This window comes from Rosistilla carotiformis (assembly GCF_007753095.1).
GTDB classification, from domain to species: Bacteria; Planctomycetota; Planctomycetia; order Pirellulales; family Pirellulaceae; genus Rosistilla; species Rosistilla carotiformis.
Genome location: NZ_CP036348.1, coordinates 7,271,744 through 7,296,992 on the forward strand (window position 1 = coordinate 7,271,744; position 25,249 = coordinate 7,296,992).

Annotated in this window: 21 protein-coding genes; 9 read left to right on the forward strand and 12 right to left on the reverse strand. The window is 58.2% G+C overall.

Annotated features, from left to right (window positions below):
- Positions 1–15: 15 nt before the first annotated feature.
- Complete coding sequence (locus Poly24_RS26145) at positions 16–1,062, reverse strand: nucleoside hydrolase (protein ID WP_145102410.1); 1,047 nt, start codon at positions 1,060–1,062, stop codon at positions 16–18.
- Positions 1,063–1,578: 516 nt separating this feature from the next.
- Here Poly24_RS26145 and Poly24_RS26150 point away from each other — a divergent pair.
- Positions 1,579–1,872, forward strand: a complete 294-nt coding sequence (locus Poly24_RS26150) for a hypothetical protein (protein WP_145102411.1) — start codon at positions 1,579–1,581, stop codon at positions 1,870–1,872.
- 53 nt (positions 1,873–1,925) lie between these two features.
- On the opposite strand, the gene Poly24_RS27245 is transcribed toward Poly24_RS26150, so the two are convergent.
- On the reverse strand, positions 1,926–2,072 hold the full coding sequence (locus Poly24_RS27245) for a hypothetical protein (RefSeq protein WP_197452180.1): 147 nt from the start codon (positions 2,070–2,072) through the stop codon (positions 1,926–1,928).
- A 55-nt stretch (positions 2,073–2,127) separates the two neighbouring features.
- On the opposite strand from Poly24_RS27245, the gene Poly24_RS26155 reads away from it, so the two are divergent.
- Together Poly24_RS26155 and Poly24_RS26160 are read left to right on the forward strand one after the other, a co-directional pair.
- The gene (locus tag Poly24_RS26155) at positions 2,128–2,754 is read left to right on the forward strand and encodes a type IV toxin-antitoxin system AbiEi family antitoxin domain-containing protein (protein ID WP_231753362.1); all 627 of its coding nucleotides are present in this window, start codon (positions 2,128–2,130) and stop codon (positions 2,752–2,754) included.
- 92 nt (positions 2,755–2,846) lie between these two features.
- Positions 2,847–3,680, forward strand: a complete 834-nt coding sequence (locus Poly24_RS26160) for a nucleotidyl transferase AbiEii/AbiGii toxin family protein (protein WP_231753681.1) — start codon at positions 2,847–2,849, stop codon at positions 3,678–3,680.
- Positions 3,681–3,924: 244 nt separating this feature from the next.
- On the opposite strand, the gene Poly24_RS26165 is transcribed toward Poly24_RS26160, so the two are convergent.
- A complete protein-coding gene (locus Poly24_RS26165; RefSeq protein ID WP_197452181.1) occupies positions 3,925–4,614 on the reverse strand; it encodes a hypothetical protein in 690 nt (229 codons plus the stop codon).
- Positions 4,615–5,327: 713 nt separating this feature from the next.
- Between Poly24_RS26165 and Poly24_RS26170 the strand changes: the two genes are divergently transcribed.
- A complete protein-coding gene (locus Poly24_RS26170; protein ID WP_145102415.1) occupies positions 5,328–6,896 on the forward strand; it encodes a sulfatase family protein in 1,569 nt (522 codons plus the stop codon).
- A gap of 90 nt (positions 6,897–6,986) precedes the next feature.
- Positions 6,987–7,817 (forward strand): M50 family metallopeptidase, encoded by an 831-nt coding sequence (locus Poly24_RS26175; protein WP_145102416.1) that lies wholly within the window; start codon positions 6,987–6,989, stop codon positions 7,815–7,817.
- Positions 7,818–7,873: 56 nt separating this feature from the next.
- On the opposite strand, the gene Poly24_RS26180 is transcribed toward Poly24_RS26175, so the two are convergent.
- Positions 7,874–9,103 (reverse strand): FHA domain-containing serine/threonine-protein kinase, encoded by a 1,230-nt coding sequence (locus tag Poly24_RS26180; RefSeq protein WP_197452182.1) that lies wholly within the window; start codon positions 9,101–9,103, stop codon positions 7,874–7,876.
- A gap of 4 nt (positions 9,104–9,107) precedes the next feature.
- On the reverse strand, positions 9,108–10,598 hold the full coding sequence (locus tag Poly24_RS26185) for a serine/threonine-protein kinase (RefSeq protein ID WP_197452183.1): 1,491 nt from the start codon (positions 10,596–10,598) through the stop codon (positions 9,108–9,110).
- 387 nt (positions 10,599–10,985) lie between these two features.
- Here Poly24_RS26185 and Poly24_RS26190 point away from each other — a divergent pair, with 387 nt between their 5' ends.
- Positions 10,986–11,453, forward strand: a complete 468-nt coding sequence (locus Poly24_RS26190; RefSeq protein WP_197452184.1) for a PilZ domain-containing protein — start codon at positions 10,986–10,988, stop codon at positions 11,451–11,453.
- A 27-nt stretch (positions 11,454–11,480) separates the two neighbouring features.
- Here Poly24_RS26190 and nth read toward each other — a convergent pair whose 3' ends face one another.
- Together nth and rnc are read right to left on the reverse strand one after the other, a co-directional pair.
- Positions 11,481–12,134 (reverse strand): endonuclease III, encoded by a 654-nt coding sequence (gene nth / locus Poly24_RS26195; RefSeq protein WP_145102420.1) that lies wholly within the window; start codon positions 12,132–12,134, stop codon positions 11,481–11,483.
- Positions 12,134–13,027, reverse strand: coding sequence for a ribonuclease III (rnc, locus tag Poly24_RS26200; RefSeq protein WP_145102421.1), 894 nt, complete (start codon positions 13,025–13,027; stop codon positions 12,134–12,136). Before rnc ends, nth begins: the two co-directional genes overlap by 1 nt.
- A 248-nt stretch (positions 13,028–13,275) precedes the next feature.
- Between rnc and Poly24_RS26205 the strand changes: the two genes are divergently transcribed.
- Together Poly24_RS26205 and Poly24_RS26210 are read left to right on the forward strand one after the other, a co-directional pair.
- The gene (locus Poly24_RS26205) at positions 13,276–13,788 is read left to right on the forward strand and encodes a HEAT repeat domain-containing protein (protein WP_145102422.1); all 513 of its coding nucleotides are present in this window, start codon (positions 13,276–13,278) and stop codon (positions 13,786–13,788) included.
- 59 nt (positions 13,789–13,847) lie between these two features.
- The gene (locus tag Poly24_RS26210) at positions 13,848–14,879 is read left to right on the forward strand and encodes an endonuclease/exonuclease/phosphatase family protein (protein ID WP_145102423.1); all 1,032 of its coding nucleotides are present in this window, start codon (positions 13,848–13,850) and stop codon (positions 14,877–14,879) included.
- Between the two features lie 32 nt (positions 14,880–14,911).
- Here Poly24_RS26210 and Poly24_RS26215 read toward each other — a convergent pair whose 3' ends face one another.
- Both Poly24_RS26215 and Poly24_RS26220 read right to left on the reverse strand, forming a co-directional pair.
- Positions 14,912–16,312, reverse strand: a complete 1,401-nt coding sequence (locus Poly24_RS26215; protein ID WP_145102424.1) for a hypothetical protein — start codon at positions 16,310–16,312, stop codon at positions 14,912–14,914.
- Positions 16,313–16,473: 161 nt separating this feature from the next.
- Positions 16,474–17,718 carry an NAD(P)/FAD-dependent oxidoreductase gene (locus Poly24_RS26220; protein ID WP_145102425.1) on the reverse strand — a complete coding sequence of 415 codons (1,245 nt, stop codon included), beginning with the start codon at positions 17,716–17,718 and terminating at the stop codon, positions 16,474–16,476.
- 572 nt (positions 17,719–18,290) lie between these two features.
- Here Poly24_RS26220 and Poly24_RS26225 point away from each other — a divergent pair.
- Complete coding sequence (locus tag Poly24_RS26225) at positions 18,291–19,679, forward strand: GGDEF domain-containing protein (protein WP_145102426.1); 1,389 nt, start codon at positions 18,291–18,293, stop codon at positions 19,677–19,679.
- A gap of 31 nt (positions 19,680–19,710) precedes the next feature.
- On the opposite strand, the gene Poly24_RS26230 is transcribed toward Poly24_RS26225, so the two are convergent.
- From Poly24_RS26230 to Poly24_RS26240, 3 genes are all read right to left on the reverse strand, one after another.
- A complete protein-coding gene (locus tag Poly24_RS26230; protein WP_145102427.1) occupies positions 19,711–20,364 on the reverse strand; it encodes an SGNH/GDSL hydrolase family protein in 654 nt (217 codons plus the stop codon).
- 96 nt (positions 20,365–20,460) lie between these two features.
- A complete protein-coding gene (locus tag Poly24_RS26235; protein WP_145102428.1) occupies positions 20,461–21,231 on the reverse strand; it encodes a hypothetical protein in 771 nt (256 codons plus the stop codon).
- A 143-nt stretch (positions 21,232–21,374) separates the two neighbouring features.
- Entirely contained in the window at positions 21,375–25,184 is a 3,810-nt protein-coding gene (locus Poly24_RS26240) for a secretin N-terminal domain-containing protein (RefSeq protein WP_145102429.1), read from the reverse strand.
- Positions 25,185–25,249 lie beyond the last annotated feature (65 nt).

Here is a 25,249-nt window from a genome sequence, read left to right on the forward strand (position 1 = left end):
CGGGTTTCGTAGCGTTCAACGTTGGGGCGGTTCGCTGGACAAGAGGACCAGCGTTTCGATCACGCGGAGCTTTTGGTCCTCGGTCAGCGTGAGGTATCGGTGGCGGCCGTCGGGCGACGGCGTGAACTGGGTCGATCCATCGTCGGCGACCGCAACGCTGCCGGGTTGGGAGATACCAAAGTAGTTGCGATTGGGGCGAACGACTTGCAGCACGCTGGTCAGATCCCAGGTGGGACGATTGTGCGGTGGCGGCAGGAAGGCGACGTAGGCTTCGGCTAGCGGATGATGCGGCACGTAACCGTAATCCTGCTGGATGCTTTGGTGCGGGTAGGGGAGCGAGATGCCGATCTCGTAACCACTCCACAAAAGTGGCGTCGGCCAGTGGTGAGCCACCGCCTGCGCCGACGGGATGTCTTTGATGATGTTGTATCCCTTGTGATCCTTCAGCCGACCGACCGCTTCGGCTGGCTTGGGAAATGCGCCAGCCATCAACGACAGCAAGCGGACCTTCTGTTTGACAAGAGCTTCTCCGTCCAACGGACTCACGTCGTCCGGTTTTGATTTCAGCAGGTTCGCCAGGTTGGTCGAAAAGCCAACTTGAGCGATCACGACGCTGTGGTCGTCGGCCGCAGCCAACGTCTCTCGCAAAACCGAGACCGCATCGAGAGCATCGTCTCCCGACAAAAGATCGTGCGGGTAGCGGAGCCGCTGGCCTTCTTTCTGCTTCGCCAGTTGCGTGAATCGCCCCGGTTCGGGAGTTTTTCCACTGCGGCAGACACCGATCGGAATCTCGCCACGTCCATAAAACGTGTTGACGGCATCGGCAAACGGAGCGGCCAGCGGCTGATCTTTGGTGATCGTCACGGCCAACAGCTCGCACTCGCCGCGCGACTGCAACGCATGGATCATCCCCAGCGCCAACGCGTCGTCGACATCGTTGCCGATATCGGTATCGAAAATCAGCGGCACCGGCCGCCTTTCATCGTCAGCTGCCAACGCGGGTAGGGCTCCAATCCAAGCCAGCATCAACGTCGCGGCGGCGCATCGAAAACGATCGAACATCGGGTGGGAAACTTTCCAGGGGATGGAGGCGTAGTGGTTGGATCGGCATTGCAATCGGATCGCCAAGGGAAGATTGGCTCCTCTTGGCAGTCGGACGTGACAGTATAAAACCGCCGCCACTGAAATGCCATCGCGTGAGCGCGGTTGCCGAACGCGAAACCCTATTTCCATCGGGGCCATTCTGCGTCTCTCTACTCTCGTCCTTTCCACCCGGCGATCAACCCGCCTCAACCATCCTGCCACCCCGAGCATCGTTTGGCCCAATCGCACAAGCATCTGCTTCTGCGTCTCCGGTCGATCGAACGCGCGGCCCGCTGGGCACGCGGTTAAACAAAAAAAGCGGGCCATTTGGGGCGGGGGTGTCGCGGTGTCGCGGTGTCGCCTGGGCAACGTTGCTCTACCGCCAGATCGGGTGCGAACGTTTTTCCACAACAACGGTCTGTTTAGGTGTAGTTCTTGTATCTAGGGCAACGACCTCGCCCTGAAACTCGAAGCTGTTACGAGAGGAGTTAACTGATGGAATCGCTGGAAGAGAAGCTGCAAATGTTGCGAGAGAAGTATCCGCTGGTTCCTCACACCGCGGCCGGACAGATGTGGTCGTCGGTGCGGCGCATGAAAGCGGAAAAGGAGCTGGGGATTCCGATCGACCGCCGCACGGGATTTGCAGTTTCGCTAGAGTCGGGGTTAGCTGCGAATGAGATGCAGGAGGAGGCGTGGGAGGAGTTTTACGCTGGCCTGTGCGACGACCTCCACCAGCGGTTTCCCGAGTTGTACCGCAGCACCTTTCGCGATGCCGCCGATGCAACTTAACTGCACCGCTCCGTCCCAACGCAGATCGCCCGAGATGCACAAGCGTGCGTGATTCACACGTCGACGCGGACGTTGCCGAGCAAGAGCAAAGCGATTGGGGGATCGTTGCCGATCCGCGGCTTGGACTTGAAGGCGGCGGCTTTTTCGCTGGGGGCACGACGACTCGGGGTTTGCTTCGTCTGCATCATTGTGTTCGACATGGTTGATCGCTCATGGTACAAAACACCTCCCGGTTCGTTTTCCAGGAGGTCATTTGTGACACACGCCAAACCGTCGTCTCGTCTTTCATCAACGCTTCGCGCGACGGAGATCTTTCGCGCTCATGGCGGCATGATGAGGATGGCCGATGCCGTGCGGGTGGGGATCAGTCGTCGAACGCTGTACCAAATGCGAGACTCTGGACAGCTGGAGCAGCTGGCCCGAGGACTCTATCGGATCGCAGACCTGCCGCCGCTTAGCGAACCCGACCTAGTCACGGTCGCACAGAAGGTCCCCCAGGGAGTCGTCTACCTGATTTCAGCACTCGCGTTCCATGGGCTGACGACGCAGATTCCGCATGAAGTGTGGATCGCGATACCGCGCAATAGCGAACCGCCCCGGCTGGCCTTTCCTCCGACGCGAGCGGCTCGGCTCAGCGACATCGCCTATCAACTTGGGATCGAAAGACACAACTGCGATGGCGTGACCGTGAAGGTCTACTCTCGCGAAAAAACGCTCGTCGATTGTTTCTGTCGCCGAAACGAGATCGGACTCGATGTCGCGATCGAAGCGGTCAAGGCATACCGGACTCAGAAGCGGACCAACTTTGACTTGGTCATGGACTACGCCAAGAAGCTACGAGCGGCAAAGACGATGCGGCCCTATCTGGAGGCGTTGTTGTGACGCGCGATCTGGCAGCGTCTGTTCGCGGGCGTCTGCTTCGTCAGGCAAAAGAATCCGGCCGGCCGCTGCAAGAATTGCTTCAGTATTTTGCGATGGAACGCTTCTTGTTCCGGTTGTCTCGATCGGAACACGTCGATCGTTTCGTCCTGAAGGGAGCGCTCATGTTTCGTGTTTGGGGCACACCCCAGACACGTGCGACGCGCGATATCGACCTGCTGGCTCGGGCCGACAATTCAGTCGACTCAATGACACAGATCATGCGGTCGGTTTGCGAACATGCGGTTGCACCCGATGGCGTTATATTTCACGGCGAGAGCGTGCAAGGCATCGCGATCAAAGAAGATGCCGACTACTTAGGCGTACGCGTGACGTTTCTGGCGACGATCCAAAACGCTCGGTTGCCGATGCAAATCGATATTGGGTTTGGGGACGTTGTGAATCCAGCGGCAATAACGATCGCCTACCCCACGATGCTCGACTTTGAACCGGCCAAACTGATCGGTTACCCACGAGAAACCGTGATCGCTGAGAAGTTTGAAGCGATGGTAAAGCTCGGGCAACTCAACAGTCGCATGAAAGACTTCTACGACATCCTTATCTTGTCCCGGCAGTTTGCCTTCGATGGCGAGTCGCTTGCCACAGCGATCTCCGCGACGTTTCGAAATCGAGCGACGATGGCCAAGGCGAATCCGCCGGCATTCTCCAATGAGTTTGCCAACGATCCAGGGAAGCAAATCCAGTGGGCCAGCTTCATTCGCAAATCGAAGCTTTCGGATGTTCCCGATGCTATAGCTGACGCGATTCGTGAGATCGCTGGTTTCCTGAACCCCATCGCAAAAGCAATCGAGTCAAACGAGCCTTTCGCCGCCACCTGGTCTCCCGGCTCCGGATGGATTCAGTCGCAACCGCCCACCAACAGCGAGTAGGGCTGTTGGAGGGACAGAGTGAATTTTTGTTGGAGCCGACAGCGCTTGCCGTGGATGGTTGGTGGCAGGCTCCTGGGCGACGTGGGCTGTTGCAAAATTGTCCCACGAGAACGCTGTCCCCGGCGATGTTCTGTTGCGATTAGAATATGGTGCCGCAACGCATTGCTCCGTCCCAACGCAGATCGCCCAAAATACACGCCAATGCAGAATTCGTGCTGCGAAAAATCAAACGTATTGGACAGGGCTATTCCTCGCGCTGCCAGATTGTTCTGAGCACGCTGCATGTAGAGAGGAGGGCGTTGCGTTCGATTGGACTCATCCGCGACAAGTAGTCGCGAAGACTTTCGCCGGGGCGCAGAATGCGTGCGTACTGCATATATTCTTTCAACTGCTGTTCGGTCAGCAGATCGTACGCCTGCCCATAATTGGCGAGATGTTGGTGGCGGTCGCTGGCCGCGACCGCCGCAAAGGATTCTTGCGGAGATTTGCCCATCTGGCGGGCTTTAACGAAGGCCGCATTCATCCGGGCTTGGATCGATGCGTGCGCCGATTGGATGCGTTGGAGTTCCGCAATTTGATCGTCGCTGAGTTGCCAATAGGCTTGGCAAAGCGGATGGGTGATTGCCTCCAACCGCTTGGATTGGATCAAAATCATCACAAACACCCGCAGGTCACTGTGATTGCCAAGCGTTGTGATCGACTCGATAAACTGCTGCTCCTCCGCTTCCGCAGCTTCGACCGCCTGCTGGATCGCTGTGTTGTAGCGGCCTACACCTTCGGGGCTCTCGTCGTGCCGAAGGCGTGCGAATCGATTGAGATGTTCGACCTCCTCGCGTTTGTAGTCATCGAACTCCTTCTGGATATAGTTCGACAATTGATCCGACTGAAGAAATGGCAAGATCTCGCCAGCATGTCGCTCCATCAAATCGATCACCGAAGAAGTACGGCTTTTCCATTGCGAAGCATCGACATTCGGCCCGATCCTCACGACGCGTTGTTGAGGTATCGGTTGAGCAACCGCGCAGTGCGAATCACAGCACGTCACTTCCCACAGCACAACGAGCATCATGATCGCGTGAATTGACGCGGCAATTGCGGACCTGTTTTCCTTCATGACCTGCGGCCTATACATTGGCAGAACAGCGTGGGACATTCGCATTTGCTCACCGTTTTTGTGCAACATGTACATGACAAATACATCGCAAGTCGTGGATGGATGAAGTTATCACGAGTTCTTTTTCTGTCAAAAGATTCACATGGCTAACAGCCTCAAACTATCGGTGATCGCTAACTTCACATTACCCTGCGGGGCATTCCGCACCATTCGCTACAAATAGCGGCCACCAGGATGCCAAAGCATTCGCTGCCGCAAATGCAGCGTTTTTTCTTTTTTATGATGCTGGCTCCAGGCGAACAACATCGTCGCAAGGGGTTTTGGGCAGAGGGATTGCCAACGGAATACCGTCTCGAACGGCCTGGCGATGTTCTGTTGCGATTAGAATATGGTGCCGCGTCTATTAGTATTGCTTCACGTTGGTCGCCTTTCGCTCCGCGAAAGTACGCCCGGGAAACAACGCTGATTTCGCGGAGCGAAAGGCGACCAACGGCAGGCCTGCCTTCTTTTAGAACTGCAACGGGAGCCCCACGATGAAGCCCTTCTTCCTGCGAACCTTCTGCCAATTGGCAGGCTGCGTTTTTGCAACCCTCAGCTTCGCTCAGGTCTTGGTTGCCGCCGATCCCTCGCGGCCCAATATCGTTTACATTCTGGCCGACGACCTCGGCTACGGCGACTTGAGTTGTTACAACGAGCAGTCGAAGATCCCGACCCCTAACGTTGACCGCTTGGCGACCGAAGGGATGCGTTTTACCGACGCGCACACGCCGTCGGCAGTTTGCACGCCGACGCGTTATGGAATTTTGACAGGCCGGTATTGCTGGCGGACTCGATTGACCAAACGTGTGCTCGATGGACTCGATCCGCCGCTGATCGACGTCGATCAAGTCACGGTTCCCGGCTTTCTTCGCGATCACGGCTACAGCACACACTGCGTCGGCAAGTGGCATCTGGGGATGCAATTTACCGATCGCGAGGGCAAGCCCGTGCCGGCGGTTCCGGTCGATCGACGCACGCCGCCGCGTCCGGGCCGCGATGTCGATTACGAACAACCGATCTCAGGCGGTCCGATCGACCGCGGGTTTGATTCCTTCTTTGGCATCTCGGCTTCCTTAAATATGCCGCCGTTGTGTTTTCTGCGCGACGATCGTCCGGTGATCCTACCGACGATCGATTCGCCTCGCATGAAGACCGACTTCATTTCGGTCGATGCCGGGATGCGGTCTCCCGATTTCACGATCGCCAGCGTCATGCCGCGCCTGGCGGGCGAAGCGACCGACTGCATTCGGCAAGCTAGCGAAACTCCCGACACGCCCTTTTTCCTCTACCTGCCCCTCACCTCGCCCCATCTGCCCGTCGTCCCCAATCAAGAGTATCTGGGACTCAGCCAAGCCGGACTCTATGGCGACTTTGTCGTCGAGACCGATGCCTTGGTCGGCGCGGTGATCGATGAACTCGATCGCTGCGGCATCGCCGACAACACGTTGGTGATCTTCACTTCCGACAACGGCGGTCTGTATCACGCCTGGGATGCTGCCGAAGCGGATGACGTGAAGCACTACCGTCCCAGCAAGCGCGGCGAGTCGGTTCGAGCGATGGGGCATCAGGGGAACCGGCACCTGCGTGGCACCAAAGCCGATATCTGGGAAGGGGGCCACCGCGTGCCGTTTGTTGTCCGTTGGCCGGGGAAGACGCCTGCGGGAACTGTCAGCGATGAATTGATCGAGCTGACCGATCTGATCGCCACCTGCGCGGCAATGCTTGGAAAACCTCTACCCGAAGGGGCGGGCCCCGACAGCTTTAACATGTTGCCAGCGCTGTTGGCCGCCAAGCCACCGCAGCCGGTCCGCGAATTTGCGGTCCACCATTCACTGTGGGGAGATTTTGCGATCCGGCAAGGACCGTGGAAGATGATCCCGCAACGCGGATCGGGCGGTTTTACGCGTCCGCGAGAGATCGACCCCGACAAAGAGGGAGGTCCTGTCGGTCAGTTGTATCACCTGGGCGATGATCCCTCGGAAACCAAGAACCTGTGGGATCAGCACCCCGAGGTCGTGGCGGAACTGAGTGGCAGATTGCAACAGATTCGCGATCGTGAATGATCGTCCCCGAGGATGGATTTGCAAGCGACGCCGTGACACCTCCGTTCGACAAAACTAACGGGCGTCGGTACAAAGGGTGCTTCCGCTTCGATGACGCTTCCCCTTCCATGTCTTTCCTCCCCAACGCACTTTATGGTCATTGGCCGCAGCATCGATCGCGTTCTCGACGCACTGAAGTGGCCGATCGGAGCGTTTGCGGTACTGATGTTGGGCCCATTATGTTACGCCACGCTACGGTTCGCCGGGCGGATCTGGCAACACCCCTGGAGCCTGATCTGGTTCGTCGCCGGGATCCTCGCCTACGCGTTCGCATGGCGACCGTTCATGCGGAAATGGTTGAAGAGCGATTGGATGCTGACGGTCGAACATGAACTGACGCACGCGTTGTTTGCCGTGCTGACCGGGCATCGCGTGAAAAGCTTCCAAGTGACCCGCAAAGGGGGCCGAGTGGAAGTTGTGGGAGGATCGAATTGGTTGATTGCGTTGGCCCCGTATTTCTTCCCGACCGCCCCGTTAATCCTGTTACTGTTTGCGATCCTGATGCCCTTGGGAACGTTGCTGCCGTGGACGGGGCTGTTTCTCGGTTTTTCGATGGCCTATCACGTTCGATCGACGTGGACCGAAACCCATGGGGCACAGACCGATTTCGACCAGGCGGGCCGCTGGTTCACACTCGCCTTTCTGCCCTCGGCCAACCTCTGCGCCATCGGCCTGGTTGCCAGTTTCGCCGTCGGCGGTTGGGATGGCATGCAGCAATTCACTCGCGACGCGAGCACGGCGATTCATTGGTTGGTGATGCTGGTACCCTCAGCGCTCAGCTGGCCCGTCGAAGAATCCCCGATGCTCGATCCGGCCCCAGTGCCCGATCCCGTCGCGACCGACCCCAGGGTGATCGGATTGATTTCCGTGGCTGCTCGGTAAGCGAACCCGACATCGCCGCGTGGCTCCCAGCCCGGCAGGACGACCGTGCGGCGCGATCAATCCATCTCGATACCGCCGTATTTGCCCACGTTCGCTAATTGGCGAAGCAGTTCACTGGGGGTGGCGAAGCGATTCTGTGGCGAGGTGGCCAACAATTTCATCACGACATCCGAGAATCGCTCATCGAGCCCCAGTTGAAGTTCCTGAGGTGACCGGGGAGCGGAACCGCGAATCTTGTCCAACAGGTCGCCGACGGTCAGTCCAAAAAACGGCGGAACCCCTGTCACCAGCGCGTAGAGCGTGGCGCCAAGCCCATACAGATCGGACCTACCGTCGACATTGGCGGGATCGAGAAGCAGTTCCGGTGCCATGTAAGGCAGTTGTCCAACGATGTCGCCTGGGCGAGTGATCTGCGCTGAATCGGTGACTTCCAGAGCGCGCGCGAAGATCAAATCGGACAACAGATAGGTTTGGTCGGAATCGCGGCGGAGGATGTTCGATGGCGTGATGTTACGATGCACCACGTGGTGCATCGACGCTTCTTGCAACGCGCGACCGATGTGCACCGCGACGCGCCAAGCGTCTTTCCAATCCATCATCCCACCGACGCCAATCTGTTGGAGCAAGCGATCGACGCTGATCCCGTCGATCCATTGCATCGCAGCCCAGCAGTAAGGACCGGTACGTCCCGCTTTCCGCAACCGCACGATGTTGGGATGCTGGATCGGAAGCATCGTGCGCATCGCGCGGATGAAGCGGTCCTGCTGCTGTTCGCTGGAGGTCATCTGGGGCTTCAAGACTTTCAACGCAACCTGTCGCTCGCGACGTTGATCCCAAGCTCGGAAGACGGCGCTGCTGGTTCCCGAAGCAACCAATTCATCCAACCGATAACGATAGAGGACTTCACCCACCAGTTCGTGCATCGGCCGAGGTGAGGTGAGGGCGTGGGTTGGTATGCCAGGCGAGCGAATCGTCGATGCGTCCAGCGACGAACCGGATTCGATCCGCAACAACGTATCGCCGATCCGGAACGTGTCGCCACGCTGGATCTCGCGAGGGACCAACAACGGCATGGCGTCGACAAAGGTTCCCGCGGCACTGCCGCGATCGGTCAGCAGGAACTTTCCATCGTGGGCTGTCAATTCACAGTGAATTCGACTCAACCGCGGATCGCGAATTTTTGTATCGCTGTCGCTGCCGCGACCGATAATCAACGCTTGGTTCTGGGGAATCTCAAACCAACGTCCTTGATCAGGACCTTCGATAATGGAGAGCTTGTCGGCCATGCGTCTATTGGGGTTGAGGGTCGGGAAGATCGAACCGAATTCGGTCGGAATCGGTAAATTCGTGGGGCGCACTGAGTGCGGCGTATTCCACCAGTTGCCGGTCGGACAATTCGGGTACGGCTTCAGCGTCCGCATCGGCGACCGCGTCGCGAAGCAACGTCCGCAAGGGCTCAGAAATCGGGAGCCCCGCGTCCAAGGAAACTTGGGCGGCGTGAAGGGCCAACGGCAACGCGCTTTCCGACTGCTCGACCGCTAGCGCCGCGGCGATCTGTTGCCAACGCTCGATCCGATATCGCAACACCGCATCGCCGGTCGTGTCGGTCCGCCGCACGTAGGCCAGCGCCGCGCTACGCTCGGATGTCAACTGGCGCTGCAACTGCTCCTTCTGTTGTGTCACCTCGAACAACCTCTGTCGCGCGTCGAAAAAAGCGAACGACAAGCAAACGCACAGCGTCGTGATCAGTAGCGCCACCGAACCGGAAACGCTTGCCAACAACACCTGGCGACGAATCAAATGCGTGGTCATCCGCCACAGTCCCGGCGGGCGTGCCTGGATCGGATCGCCATCGAGATAACGCTGTAAGTCTTCGGCCAATGCGGCGGCGGTTGGGTAGCGATCGCGGGGACGCTTTTCGAGGCACTTCAGTGTGATCGTTTCCAAGTCGCCGCGGAGCCGCGGGTTCAATTGGCTGGGACGTACCGGAACCTGGGCGATCACTTGCGCAACGACTTCAATCGCCGACGCGGCAAGAAATGGTGGCCGCCCGGTGAGCATCGTGTACAACACCGCGCCAATCGAATAGACATCGGCGGTAGGCCCGACGGGTTCGTCGGTGGATTGAGCTTGTTCGGGAGGCATGAAGTGCGGTGTGCCGATCATGCCACCGTGGAGGGTCAGTTCCGCGGTGTCGGGGCCGATCGATTTGCAAACGCCAAAGTCGGTGATCCGCGGCTGACCGTCGGGTTCCATCAAGATGTTTGCCGGCTTCAGATCGCGATGAACGATCTGGCGATCGTGTGCCGTTGAGATCGCGCGGGCGACATCGCGAGCGATCGCAGCTGCCTGCGGTGGCGAAAGCGGACCATCGTGCAGTTTAGCCGACAGGCTCTCACCGTTGACATACGCCATCGTGAAGTAGGGCTGGCCGCCATAGACCCCGACGTCAAAGACCGGCACGATTCCGGGATGATCCAGATCGGCTGCGGCGCGGGCTTCGTTGGCGAACCGCTGGCGGTCCTTGTCGGTTGTCGCCTCTCCTGGCAAAACCATTTTTAAGGCGACGATCCGCCCCAGGCTCCGTTGCCGCGCTCGGTAGACGACTCCCATTCCACCACGAGCGATCTCATCGATGATCTCGTAGTCGTCGATAATCGTGCCGGGGTGAGGTGCTGCGAGCAACCGCGCCCCCGCGACGGATGAATCGGTTCCGGCAATCGTGTCGGCATCCAGTTCATCATCGGCAGACGATTCGGAGGGCGCGAGGGGACGATTCATGGGAAGCATTTGCGGAGACGTGCTGGCCAAACGGCGAAACCCATCCGCATTGGCGACTGGCCCAAACGATCCGGCGGGTATCGGACAGGCCCATTTAATCAATTGGCCCCCCGCATTGGCTGAAGAACCGATAAAGTTCCGGTGTGCGTTTTGTGAACATTTATACGCCCGAGGCCGTTATCCAACGGACGACGTCCCTCACAACCCGCAGGACCGACGCATCTGGGACTCGGCACGGTGGCAATCTGAAAAAGAACCAGTGCACACATGACAACTTGCCTAACTACACCCTAGCTTTACACAACAACAAAACAGGCAGATCGAGATTGGATGAGAAAAATCATGTTTGGAATGGGGAATCGAAACCAAATCGACGTACGTTGCGCGATGACTCGGCTCATCAACCAAACGCTCGACTACTCGTCCTTCACCGATAGCGAACCGCGAGATGGAGCTCAGAACCGCGCTGAATCGCGGCTGACGCGAACGCTGCCTGTGTTCCTAATCGCTTGTGCCACGGCAGACGACAATGTGCCCCCTGCAATTCAAACGGGGTTCACCGTCGATGTTTCGTGTTACGGGATCTCACTGCTCCTGCCCGAAACGATGAATCTCGACCAGGTCGTGGTGTTGATCGGCGATCCCAAACATCGCAAAGTGATGCGGGGCACCTGCCGCAACCGCACGCCGTTGGGGCTGGGAACGTGCAGATACGGAATCCGTCTGGACGAGGTCTTGAAGGATTCCGATTACGCTCCTCTGTTGCACTACGCTGAAGCCTTGGAACTGAAGTCCCAACAAGCGATTGATCGCGAGTCGAATTCCGCCGCGACAAGCGTCCGCGCAACAGGTTAACTTTCGCAGCCGCCAGCCATCGGCACATCAAGCCTTCTTCGTTTCGACTGGCTTGCGACGATTCGGATAGAGCGTCGAACACAGTTCGCAGCGGGTGCCGTCGCAGCCGCGGGCGGTACAATGTTCGCGACCGTAGTAGATGATTTGCAGATGCAATGCATTCCAACTGGATTCGGGAAACAGCGATTTCAAGTCGCGTTCGGTTTGTTGGACGTTTTTGCCATCGGTTAGTCCCCAGCGTTGCGCAAGGCGATGGATATGCGTATCGACAGGAAACGCCGGGTGCCCAAAAGCCTGGCTCATCACGACGCTGGCCGTCTTGTGCCCCACGCCGGGCAACGATTCCAAGCCGGCGAAATCGCAGGGCACCTGGCCGTCGAATTCGTCGACCAACCGTTGGCTGAGCCCGGCGATCGCCGCTGCTTTTTTCGGCGCCAGCCCCAGCGGACGAATGATTTCGAGGATCGCATCGACCGATTGAAGCCGCATCTTCTCCGGCGTGTCGGCTAAATCAAACAACGCGGGAGTCACCCGGTTGACCATTTTGTCGGTGCACTGCGCGCTCAAGAGGACCGCGATCAACAGCGTGAACGGATCGCGATGGTCCAACGGAATCGGTGGGTCGGGATAGAGTTCGGCCAATCGATCGTGAACGATCTCGGCACGTTGTTGTTTCCGCATCAGGGCATGTCACCCTGAAACGGTGGCTCCTTGCCCGAGATCTCCGCCAGCGCGTTGGCGGCCGCACGTTGTTCGGCGTCCTTCTTGCTACGCCCCCAGGCGGGCGTTCGCAGCAGACCATCGACAAGCACGGCGATCTGGAACTTTTTGCTGTGATCGGGACCCACCGAATCGAGCAACCGATAGCTGGGCGTGGTGCTGAAGTCGCGTTGGACCACTTGCTGCAGGTTCGATTTATGATTCTCGTCGCCCCGACTGTCGATCCCCTCGGCCACTTCTTGCGCCAACCACAGGTGCAACAACTGGCGCACCTTATCGAAGCCGCCGTCGAGATAGATCGCCGCAACGATCGATTCGAAGACATCCGACGTCAGCGACTTTGGAAAGCTGCGGTTCTTGCGAACGCCCTTGCCGACCAATAAGCAGCGATCCAACCCTAATCGCTTGGCAACTTTGGAGCAGGTTTGTCGGCTGACGACGTTCGATTTGATCTTCGTCAATTCGCCTTCGTTCAGATCCGTCCTCTCGTGATACAGCCAGTCGCAGACGACCGCACCGAGGATCGCATCCCCCAGAAATTCCATCCGCTCGTTCGACTTCAGCCGGTGCGAGGCTCCGGAGGCGTGCGTCAACGCTTCGAGCAACAGTTCGCGGTCGGAGAACGCATGACCGACGATCGATTCGCACAAATCCAAGCGTTCCTCAGTCGTCAGCTCCTCTTGCGGCAGCGCGGCGACCGCCGCAGCTTTCGGCGGCTTGCCCTTGGCGGGCTTGGAAGCGGAGGCTGACGGATCAGCTAGCAAAGCATCGTCGCGACAATCGTCGGAGCCGACCGAAGTTGTGGACGGGAGCGTTTCGCAATCGTGCGGAGGCCCATTAAATTCGTCAGTCATAGCGCAATGTTAGCCCTCAGGTGCCAAAGTTTTGGTCCGGTGAGAAACTAACCCGAGGCGTCAGCGAGGGCTTTGCATCGACAGCAACTTTCCTCAATGACGTTTCGGGTTGGAATCATCGCTGTTGCTCTCAATACGATGTTTTTGGTACGCAAAGAGAACAACCGCGAACCTCCGATTCTAATCCCTTTATCCGCCGTCGTGTAAGGGCTTAGCGTCGATCGTCAAAAAAACAGGGGACTCAAGCGATGACCAACCAATCCAACCTCGATCTGTCGAATCTCGAGCACGCCGATCCTGAAATTCGCCGCCAAACGTTGCAAGCGCTCATCGATAGCAGTCCCAACTTGGCCGACTGGGCGATCGCGTTACTGCGTGCCTCCAACGACCCTCACGCTTCGGTCAGCGAATTAGCGATTGCCACGCTGGAAGACATGGGAGCGCCCGATGCGTCGCAGGTCTCTGAGATCGTCAGCTTTGCCCAGCGTCCCGCCGACAGTGAAACGGTCTACTGGGCCACCACGTTGATCGGACGCATTGGCCCCGATGCCGCCGATGCGGTGCCAACTTTAGCCGGTGTTCTGGCAAATTCGTCGTTCCTGCACGTACGTGAAAAAGCCGCCTGGGCATTGGGGCAAATCGGTCCCGCCGCGATTGGTGCGACCGCCGTTTTGCAAGCCGCCGCCGAACAAGGCCCGCCGCGATTGCAGCGGTTGGCATCGCAGGCACTGTCGACGATGGCTGGCACCGCTGCCGCGTAGCGCGCCGGTCGCCCCAGCCCCACTGATCCCATGTTGCACACCAGGCAAGGAGGCCTGACGTGGCCACCCGACGCAAAAAACTAACCTCTCTTCCCATCGGCCGGTTCATCGGGCCGCCGTTAACGATCGTGTTGTTCCTGGTCGTTGGTTATCTCGCCATGACCGGCCGGTTGCCGTTCCTGTCCGGACGGGACGCAGGTTCGACAACCGACGCGGATTCGCTTGTCGGGGCGCCATTCCAACTGGCCTCCACCGGCGACGCAGCAACGAAACCTACCGACACGATCACGGTCGCCACGTTCAACATCGAAGTCTTTGGTGTCAAGAAAGCGGAAGACGCGGAGGTGATGCAGTACCTGGCGTTGATCCTGCGCCAATTCGATGTAATCGCGGTCCAAGAGATCCGCAGCATGGAACGGGCACCCGTCGACCAATTGTTAGAACAGATCAATTCGACCGGGGAACAGTACCAGGTCGTGCTCAGCGAACGCCTGGGGCGAACGGACAGCAAAGAGCAGTACGCCTATTTCTGGAACAGCCGTCGCGTGCAAATGCTGGAAGGTTCGGCCTATCTCGTCAACGATAGCGCCGACTACATGCATCGCGAACCTTTTGTCGCCAGTTTCCGCGCGCTGCAAGCGGGCGTGGTGGGGAGTCAACCGTTCAGCTTTACGGTCATCAACGTGCATACCGATCCCGACGAGACCGACCAAGAATTGAACGTCCTGGACGATGTCTTCCAGAGCGTTCGGGCCTATGAATTCTCCGAAGACGACTTCATCCTGGCGGGCGATCTAAACGTCGAGATCGCCCAACTGGGCGAACTGGGACAGATCCAAGGAGTCGAATCGGTCAACCGCGAACAAACCAACACCGCGGGCAGTCGCAGCATCGACCATTTGCTGATCGACCGCACCGCAACCACCGAATTCCGCGGTGCAGGCGTGATCAATTACGAACGCGACCTGAAACTGCCACGAGAAATTGCCGACCGCATCTCGGACCACCGCCCCGTCTGGGCGGTCTTCGACAGCAGCGAACATGCGCCGCGAGGCGTGATCGCGGCGGTGCCTGATACCGCGACGCGTTGATTCGTGTCGCGATCGCTTCCCGCCTGCCGCCACTACTTGCTCTTGATTTGATCGACCAACACGCTTGCGACTTGCTTGTCAGGCGTGCCTTCGGTAGGAAGGAAGCGAAAGCCTTCGGCGAACTGATGGTCGCCGCCACCAAATGCTTCGACCTGTTGATCGGCCAACGTAAAGATCGCGGCCGAACGACGTCCTTCATCGTTGGAGAAGTGTAGATAGATCCATTGGACTGGGATCTTTTCGACCGCCCCTTGTGCGACCACTCGCAGCAACCGCAGCCCTCCGCCGGTCACCTTCTCTTCGGCTTCCAGCAGTTCGCCAAAGCGATCCCCCAGGGTGCGTTGAATGTCTTCTTGAAAGGCTTCCAACGTCAGCTGATGTCCGTCTTTCAATTGGGGCATCGAGCGAACGTCGCATTGCGTGATCACGCGATCGTTGTCGATCAAACGGAGCTGCGTGAAGTGATCGTTCTGGTGGATCATCCGCCACCCACGATCGCAGAAAACCGAGAAGCCACCCGGGACGCTGTGGATGTCGATCAGTAATTTGTCTTGAGTGGGCTTGATCGCCAAGTCGACCGCTTCGCCCTGATGAACCGCATTGGGCTTATCGATCGCTTGCCGAATAACTCGAATCTGCGCTGCGATCTCGAATCCGGGTTCGGCTTTGCCCAGTTCCCGATCCTCGCGGACTGCCAGTGCCAGCCAAGATACCGAGCGGAGCTTTCGATCGTAAGTCAATTTGCCACGCAATTGGATCGATGTCGGCACGCCGTCGACCGACGCGCTGACCGTTCCCAGCAACTGCGCTTTCGCGGCCGCATCATCAAAAGAGACCAGCGTTGCTACGACCGCCGATTTCTGGACCGCGTCCATGTCGAACAACGTCGCCAAAACCGTTTCGTCGATCTCCCAAGTTTCGTTGACTCGCAAACTCTTGTTGGGAAGCAAGCGATCGATCGCTAACGAATTGACCGGGACCTTCAACAGTTCCAACTCCTCTACCGTCAATTGCGTCTGCGCCGCGTAGACGACCGAGCGAGTCTCGGCGATGTGCATGACCGCGTGCCGCGCTTCGTCGCGCAATCCGGATGCGTGGTCATTGGTTTGCACCTGCCCCTTGGTCGTCGCTTCGTAGTAGTACCGCTGGGCGGCTTGGGCAATGCCGTCGCGATCGCGATGTAGACGCTCTTCGTAATCGATCACCGACTCGGCTTTGACCGGCAATTGACGTGTGGCGTCGACGGTCAGGTCGCTCTTAGGAACCTTTGCGTTGCCTTCGACCCCCACCGTGATCCGGACCCGGTACAGCGCATGGCTAGCATCCGAGAACAGCGGCACGGTGTCGAGAGAAGATGCCGATAGCGGCGCGGCGGCTGTCAGGGTCAAAGAGAGTCCAGCAAGCAACTCGCGTCGCGTTAGTTTGCTATCCATCGCAGAATCCGCTCCATAATGCTGCCGCTCGCAGGAAATGCTAGCGACACAGAGGGTGATGATCGTCGAAGGGCGAAGAAACGAACTGAGCCCAACCCTTACCGTTGGATCGTCCGAACACGGCCCGACAATTCAGCAGATTCGCAAAAATCGGAGCCGTCTTACATCGACATCGCGTCCCGTTTAGCGGTGGCAATGGCACCATCCATATCGTCGAAGATCGCGCCTGCTTGATCGTGGAAGATCCGCCCGATCAACAGATCGGTCAGGTTGCCGGTATGTTCGGGATGAGCTTTCATGAACCGGCCAAAGCTGAATTCGTTGGTGTAATAAGCGTGCACCAATTTGCGAATCCAGCTGGAGCCCTCCTTGAAGTCGTCGGCCCATCGGGCCAACTGATTCGCCGAGAGGTCGCCGTTGGCAAAGCCTTCGTTGATTGCGTCGGCCGCCCGCACGCCGGTCTCCAACGCAAAATAGACGCCCGAGGAGTAGATCGGATCGATGAAGCCGAAGGCGTCGCCGATCAGCACCCAGCCCTGGCCGGCATGACGTGTGGTGGTGTACGAAAATTCTTTGGCAACGCGGATCTCCCCTTGGAAGTCCGCGTCCTTCAGACGTTCCTGCAGCCCCGGACAGATGCTCAATTCGTATTCGTATTTGGCTTCCGGCTTAAGCCCCTGCTTGAGCATGTAGTCATTGTTGCCCACACACCCGATGCTCGTGATTCCGTTGGAGAGCGGGATGAACCAGAACCAGGAGTCCTTGTTCTCGGTCTGCATGATGATCGTCGCACCTTCGTTTTCGCCGTCGTCACGTCGGGCATCTTTCCAGTAGCCCCAGATCGCCGCCTTTTTGAGATCGGGATTGACCACCTTGAGCCCCAATTTATTGGCGATCAACGATTGCAGCCCCGTCGCGTCGACAACCACTTGGCTGGCGATTTCATGCTCCTGGCCTTGCGCGTCGCGGACGCGGACCCCCGTGGCCCGATCCTGGTCGTCGATTTGGACGTCCAACACCCGAGTTTGGTCATAGCAATCGGCCCCCAGTTCGCCCGCCCGTTCGAACAACATCTGATCGAATTGCGACCGTTCGACTTGCCACGTACTGCTGCAATCCCGTGGATCGTGCTGTTTGAAATAGAACGGCGAGGATTCCTTGCCGCTGTTGGTGACAAATTGAACACTCAACTTCTTTTGAAATCCCAGCGACTCCATCCGATCGAGGACCCCCAATCGCTGCAGGGGCCAATACACCTCGGGCATCAGCGATTCGCCGATGTGAAAGCGCGGCATCGCTTCGCGTTCGATCAACAGTGTGCGGTGTCCGGCCTGTGCGGTCAGCGCGGCAGCCGAACTGCCTGCGGGGCCACCACCGATTACGACAACGTCATAGTTTGCTTTCACGGTTTGATACCTATGCGATTTTCAAAGGGGAGTTTGACACGGGGGGAGTGAGACAACACCAGCCAATGGGGGGTGATACGCTGTGTTTCCTCGCTGGAGACAGAGGCCGCCGAATCGATGCCGCAAGCAGCAACCGGATCGGGAATCCAGGCCAAAAGGATCTCCTGGCGCGGGAAACGAACTGCATTCTTGTTACAACAACTATAGCGAGCAGGCCAGCCTTCGGCGACGCTAATCCTGAGAAACCCGTGCGTCGCGTCCTCCACCCTGTCGGATCGCATTCCCTTCGGGAAATGCGCAACGGAACGTCAAAAGTAGGCGGGTTCCGAAGGACCGCCAAACGCTCTAAGGGCGGCGGGATTCCCTTAACGCAACCGCGATTACTGTTTACCCCTAACCGCCCAATTTGACACGTTTGCGTCTGTGACGTAGAGATTGATACCGAGGGCTGTGACGGACCACCCGAGCTTAACGCCTCGCGAACGCTCACTCATGCGTCTTCACTGCCGCACCGAGACAAGGCGGGAAGCGCACCTCGCAATGGGTCGACCAGGAACACGGTTTTTATCGCAATGGGAATTCAACTTGTCGCATTGATCGCACTCAGCTGCGGCTGTTCAGGCTTGCTGTGTGGATGGTTCTTGAACACGTCCAACGGTGCAGCCGATCCGGGACGGACCGCCGATGCGGAGCAGAATCGCACCGAACGGGTGCGGCTGGAAAAATTGGCAGCTTCGTTGCGGAATGTGACCACCAGCGTTGCCGCCGAAGTCGATGCCCATCAAACAAAAATCCAGCAGGTATCGGACAGCCTGACCGATTCCGATGAGGATCACGTTCTCGACGCAGTCGCGAGCCTGATCGCGGCCAACGAATTGATGCAGAAGCAATTGGGCGAGGCCCAAAACCAAATCCGCAGCCAAGCCCAAGCGATCGAAACCGCCGAAGAACTTGCCCTCACCGATGCCCTGACCGGCCTCAACAATCGCCGCGCCCTCGATCGCCAAATGAAGCAACGCCATGCGTTGGGGGACACCGTGGCCCATCCGACAACGTTCATGCTGATCGACGTCGACCATTTCAAGAATTTCAACGACCTCCACGGCCACTTAACCGGCGACGAAGTGCTCAAGCATGTCGGACGCCTGCTGACCAACAGCCTCTCGGACGTCGGTTTCGTCGCCCGGTACGGCGGCGAAGAGTTTGCCGTACTGTTTAGCGACATGCAAGTTGCCGAAATCAAAGACCGTGCCGATGAGGTCCGAGCGACCTTTGGTGAACAAGAGTTTTTCGTCGACGATCAATGCCTGCAAGTGACCGCCAGCGCGGGCTTGGCCCAACTGGAGCCGGGAGAGTCGATCGAATCGTGGATCGAGCGCGCCGACAACGCCCTTTACAACGCGAAAGACGAAGGTCGCGACCAAGCCTACTGGATGGACGGCGACGTCGCGTTTCCGGTCAAGGATGAGGATGCGGAAGAAACGGCCGACGAGCAGATTTTCGTCGACGAACCTAAAGCGTCCGTGGAAGATCCCGATGTTGTCGCACTGCCCGACCTGAAGACGCTCAGCAAAAACGTTGGCAACGGATTTGCGAAACTGCAAGAAGAACGGATCCCTTTCTGCTTGATGGCGATTCACGTCGAATCCGACACCACCGACGACGCTTGGCAGCAGGTCATCCTGGCCAGCTTGCACGCTTCGGTCCGTGGGATCGATGCCGATCGGATCGGCTTCGATGGCGAGCACACCTTTGTCGTCTGTCTCCCGAGCACCGACGAATCGATCGCGAAAGAACGCGCCAAAGCGATCCGCCAAAGCATCGACACGGTCAGCGATTCGGCGTGGCGGATTCAGATTGCCACGACCAGCGCCACCGCCACAGAAACCTTCGACGAAGCGATGCAACGGACGATCGCCATGAATCAAGCAACCGACGCCGAAGAACCCATCAGCGTCTAGACGGTTGAACAGGGCCGCTGGAACCCGCGGCTCATTCCGGCAACTGTTGCTCGATCGCCGCAGCCACCTGTTGTGCCAAAAACGCCGAACCAGCAGTCGTGTAGTGCAGATCCTGTGGTCGGTGGAATTCTTCGAAGCGTGGCATGATATAGCCGTGCAAATCGTTGATCGGCACATCCAGTTCGGTCATCACTCGGGCGGCGATTTCGTTGTAGTGGGTTTCGTCGCCGAACGTTCGGTCGGGGTTCAGTTTGCCCTTGGGAATCGGTGTCGTCGACGCCCAGATCAACTTCGCGCCGGTCGCTTTCAACTTGGCGACTAACAACCGCAAGTTCTTTTCGTAATTGGCCGGTTCGACTTGCCGCGTCCCATCGGCCTGGTGCTTCAAATCGTGGATGCCCCAATTGAAATGGATCACATCCCAGTTCCCATCCCCAAGCCATTTGTCGATATTTGCCAGCCCTCGGAACGTTGGTCCGCCGTTGGCCCGAATCCGATGGACGTTCGCTTTATCGGCCAACAGCTTTCGTGTCGGCAGGGTGTACCCGATCGAGATCGAATCGCCGATCAACAGCACCCGTGGCAGACCCGGGCGATCTTTGATCGGCGTCAAAGCATCCTTCTGCCCATAGGTGGTGGCACAGCAGACAAATGTCAGAAGAGCAAAACAACAGATTCGATGCATGGGAAGAGTCTCGCCGAGGGTGAAGCAGGAAGATCGGTTTGAGATCGACCAGTATACACGCTCGGCGAGGGGTTCAGGCGACGGCGCTACCATTGATTAGGGAGCGGGCAGCGGCGTCGGCTGCGCCGTTTCCTGGGCGGCCGGCAGTCGCGCTGTCACGCGTTTGGACGGCTTGGTTTGCTCAGGCATCCGCGCCAGTCGCTGTTGGAACGAACTGGGCAACGGGATCGTCGTCGTCTGCATCGCACTGTTGGCGTTCAGCCCCTGATGCGTTTCGGTGCCGCCAAGGTAGTGGCCGACTTGACGAACCGCCGGGACGGCAGACCGCTTCGATGCGTTCAGGTCGACCTTGCGACCGGGCAACAACACCATCGCCGCTTCGCTTTGCACCACCTTGCCGCCAGAGGTTTTAAACGTTGACATCAGCGACAGTTTCTTCTGGTCACCACCGGCCGCATCCCACGGAATCCAGATGCTGTACGACGCGCCCAAATCCGATTCGCTGAAGTGCGATGTGAATTGTTCTTTGGTAAAGCGGAATCGCTTGACTCCATCGGATTGCTGAGCCGAGGCCAAAGCTTCATCGAAGCCATGGATCGTCAGCTCCCCTTCGACCGGGACCGCTTGGCTGTGTTCGTTGTAAAAGTAGACTCGGCCGCCAAATCCACGTGTCGGTGTCCGACCTGGTTGAACCAAAATATCCGGCGTCCAGGTGACCGCCATTTTCACGGGGTTGGGGTATGGTTTGGGTGGCTTGTCTTTGTTCCACGGCAACTTGGCCGACCACGAATCACTCTTGGGAGCCGTTGCGCACCCCGTGGCGATGGGACATGCCACAATGATCAGAATGAAGAGGACGTTTTTCATCGGAGAACTACCTAAAAAGGTTTTCACTGCGAGATCGGGTTGGCGAGTCGCCCGTGCCGGACGACGCTTGGAACGCTTTCCATTTAGCCGTCCCAGCGAAGCGAGACAGCTTGGTTCAGATCACCATGGCGGGCGATCGTTCATTAGCGGCGAGGCGTTTCGACAGCCGGAGCGGCCATCGGAGCACTGTATTGCACCGGCGTTGCATATCCAGGCGGCATCGCGTACTCGCTGGAAGTCGACTCGTTTTGCATCGAGAAGACTTCCAATGGAATGCGTTGCTGTGGTTGCATGTTCATTGCCGATTCGGTCGTATGAATGGGAGCCGCTTGTTCGATCATCCCCGCAGGCTGCGGGATTGCCGGAGCACTTCCGTTCGATTGATAGGGAACCGTCTGCACTGGTTGCTGGTTCGCATCCATCGGGGTTTGTTGCAGACTTCCGGGCACCATCTGTTCTCCCGGTCCCAGCAATGGATCCTGTGGTGCGGTCGGGAAGTGATCGACGGTAGGATGCATGTCGGGATAGATCATCGCCCCAACGGCAGGCCCCCAGAGACCGTATCCGCCACGCAAGCCCGCGTCGCCATGCATCTCGACCACATCGGCCAGACAGTAGCTCATACGGCTCGATTCAGCATCGTTGATCAATTGGATGTCCTCTTCGCCATTGACGACTCGAGGTGTCAGCACGATCAACATTTCCGTCCGCTCTTCGATTTCTTGGTCGTATCGGAACAACTGCCCCAGGATCGGGATGTCTGAAATGACCGGCACGCGGCGGCTGAACTGACGACGACTCTTGGTGATCAATCCACCAAACACAACGGTCTGGCCCGACAGTGCGGTGACAGTCGATTGAGCTTGCGTAATCAAGATCTGTGGCGAAATGATCGGGTTGCCGTTGGTGTCGGTGGCAATCGGTTGACCGTTGTTTGGATTCGGATCGACGTTTGATCGCTGGGCGTCGACGTTCATCACGATCAATCCATCCTGTCCGACTCGCGGAGTGACCCGCAGAATCAAACCCAGGTTGATGTCTTCGGTGGCAATGATCGTTCCCGAGTTGACGCTGGCAGCCTGAACCGATTCGATCCGCGGGAACAGCGAACCGACCTGAACGTAACCCTCGGTTCCGTCGAGCGTCATGATCTGCGGGCGGCTGAGGATCTGAGCCCGCCCGGCATCCTGCAGCATTCGCAGCAACAGGTTCACCGATTCGCTAGCCGCCGACAGGACAAAGCCGCCGTAACCAAACTCGCTGCTCTGACGCCCCAGTGCAAACGCACTGGTAATCTGCTCGGCAACGTGTCCTGGATTCGATTGATTCGCGTTGGGCAGGCCCGGTGACGAACTCGAATTCGGAAGGAAGTTGAAACCAGGCGTGTTGGTGGTCGTTCCCGCGACGCCACGATCGAATAGCACCGAATCTTGTAAGCCGAGCTCGGTGCCAAATTCGAAGCCATCGGTGAGGGTGACTTCCGCCAACACCACCTGGATCATGATCATCGGTGGCCGACGATCCAGTTGGTCGATCACGCGACGAACGTCTTCATACAGTCGCGGCGAGACACTGATCACCAGGCTGTTGGTACGCGCTTCGGGGACGACAACGAGGTCGCGTTCGGGCAGATCGTAGGGGCCAAGGCTTTGGCTGAAAAACTGGTTCCGCGATTGCAATTGCGATTGTTGGTTAACAAAGTCTTGCAGGGCGGTCGCGACGTCGGCCGCGGCAGCGTTCCGTAACCAGATCGTTTCGGTGATCCGCGACGAAAAGCCTTCGGTATCCAATCGGATCAATAAACTCTCGACCACTTCCAAATCGGTCGCACTGCCGCTGGCAATGATACTGTTGGTCCGGATGTCGACGGCGAATCGCAGCGCGATCAACGAAGTCTCGCTGTTGCTGGTCTGCGTCATCGCAGCCAGGTTTCCGACCCCGCTGTTGTTGGTCTGTCCGTCGGCGGAAAACAACTCTTGCAACGACGTCGTCAATTGCGTGGCGTCGCCGTTGACGATCGTAAAGACCTTGACCACGCTTTCGGCACCCGGCAATTGATCCAACTGGTCGATCAATTCGCCGATCAATGGCATGCTGGCCGCCGGAGCGCGAACGACGATCGCGTTGACGTTGGGATCGGCCGTGACGACCACTCCCGACAGGATTCCCGAATCGAGCGTCTTGTTCCCTTCGGCGTCGACCGACAGGATCGACAGCGTGCTCGAAGGGATCGTGGTGTTGTCGGGAACGTCTTCGGGTTGTCCCGAGATCGCCGCCTGCAGAACCGGCTGCAGGTCTTCAGCAAAGGCGTTCTTCAGCTTGAAGACCTTCAGCTCACTCTCGGCACCGGTCGCCGGAGCATCTAACTGTTGGATCATCCGTTCCACTTCCAACATGTCCCGAGGCGACGCCTGGGCGATGATCGAATTGGATCGATAATCGGCGATGATCCGCGCCCTAGCGCCCAAGCCGGGGCGAAGGTCTTCGTTGCCGCTGGGTCGATCGACAAAGAAACCTTGCACGGTGGCTTGGACATCCAGGGCGGATGCGTGTTTCAAATTAAAGACGCGGAATTGCGTAGCGACATCCACCGGTTGATCGACTTTTTTGATCAGATCGATCACCCCAGCAACCGCTTCTTCACGGCCGATCAACAGGATCGCATTGGGTTTGTCCAACGCGGTGATGCTGACCTGGCCTTGGCGAGGTGCCAAAACTTGTTCGTATAATTGGTTCACGATCTCAGCGACAGCATTGCTGTTGGCATGATCCAGCGCGACGACTTCGACCTTCGGCTGCGTGACCGCACTCTGCTCTTCGATCTGTTTGATGACTTCCATCACCCGTTCGACATCGCGTTTCGCACCGCGAACAATGATCACTCCCAGTTCGGGAACAAACTCGATCTGCACATCGCCAAACAGGCCGCTGAAGGCGTCGTCGCCCCCCTCTTCGCCTGCGGCGCCAGCCTCGCCACCGGCTTGTCCGTTGGCCGCGGCGGCTTGCCGTTGCATCACCGCTCGCAACAACGGATTGTCGCGGCCGCCACCGGCGACGCCGATCGTGTCGTCCTCTTGAGCGACGACCGGACGAATGTCCGATAGCAATCGGACAGCGCGACGAATCGGTGCTTGTTCGGCATTTTCGATCCGCATTAACTGGGTTGCCACGCCTGGGCGATTGTCTTGGCGATCGATCGTTTCGATCACGCGCTGCCAACCGTTGATCGACGTCTTGGGCGCAACGACGGTGACTTGGTTGTCACGACGATCGACCTGCACTTTGGTGTTGCCGGCGTGTTGGCTGATGATGTCGAAGCTAGCCAGTTCGCCGTTTCGTTGTGTGGTCACCGGCAGCTTGCGTCCGGCCAAACGAGCCAGTCCGTCTTCAAAGTCACGCCACGATGCGTTTTGCAACGCGAATTGAGCGCGAACAGGTTGGCCGACGGTCGCGCTGACCTGTTGAATGTCTGGCGACTGCTTCACCGCCTGGACAACGTTTCGGCCGATTTCATCATGCAAAGCCGCCGGGGCCATAACCAATAATTGTCCCGTCTTTTCGTCTCCCGTGATCCGCACGTCGACGTTGTTGCGGTATCGCAACCCTACATTCCGTTCGATCTCGTGCAATTGATTCGCCGGAACCGGCAGCGCTCGCAACACCGGCTTGTCATCGGCGGTGATCGTTTGCACGACATCCAAAGCCGCAATCGATTCGGCGGCTACACGCTGCGCTTCCGGACCGCCACGCACAATCAAACGATTGTTCGTGCGATCGATCACCACCTCGCCCACTTGGCTCGCTTGCGCCAGCATCTGCCGAACGCGTGGGGCCAAATGACCGGCAGGTCCATGCTGGATCGGATACACGTTGCCGGAGGCAGCAGGCTGAGCATTTGCTTGCGACACAAGCGTTAATACAAGGATCAGCAACAGGCAGGTTCGGTTCAGCATGACAGTTCACTCGTCGAGTGGAAATTGATTGGACAATCGTTCCAATCGTCACCCTCCACCAAACC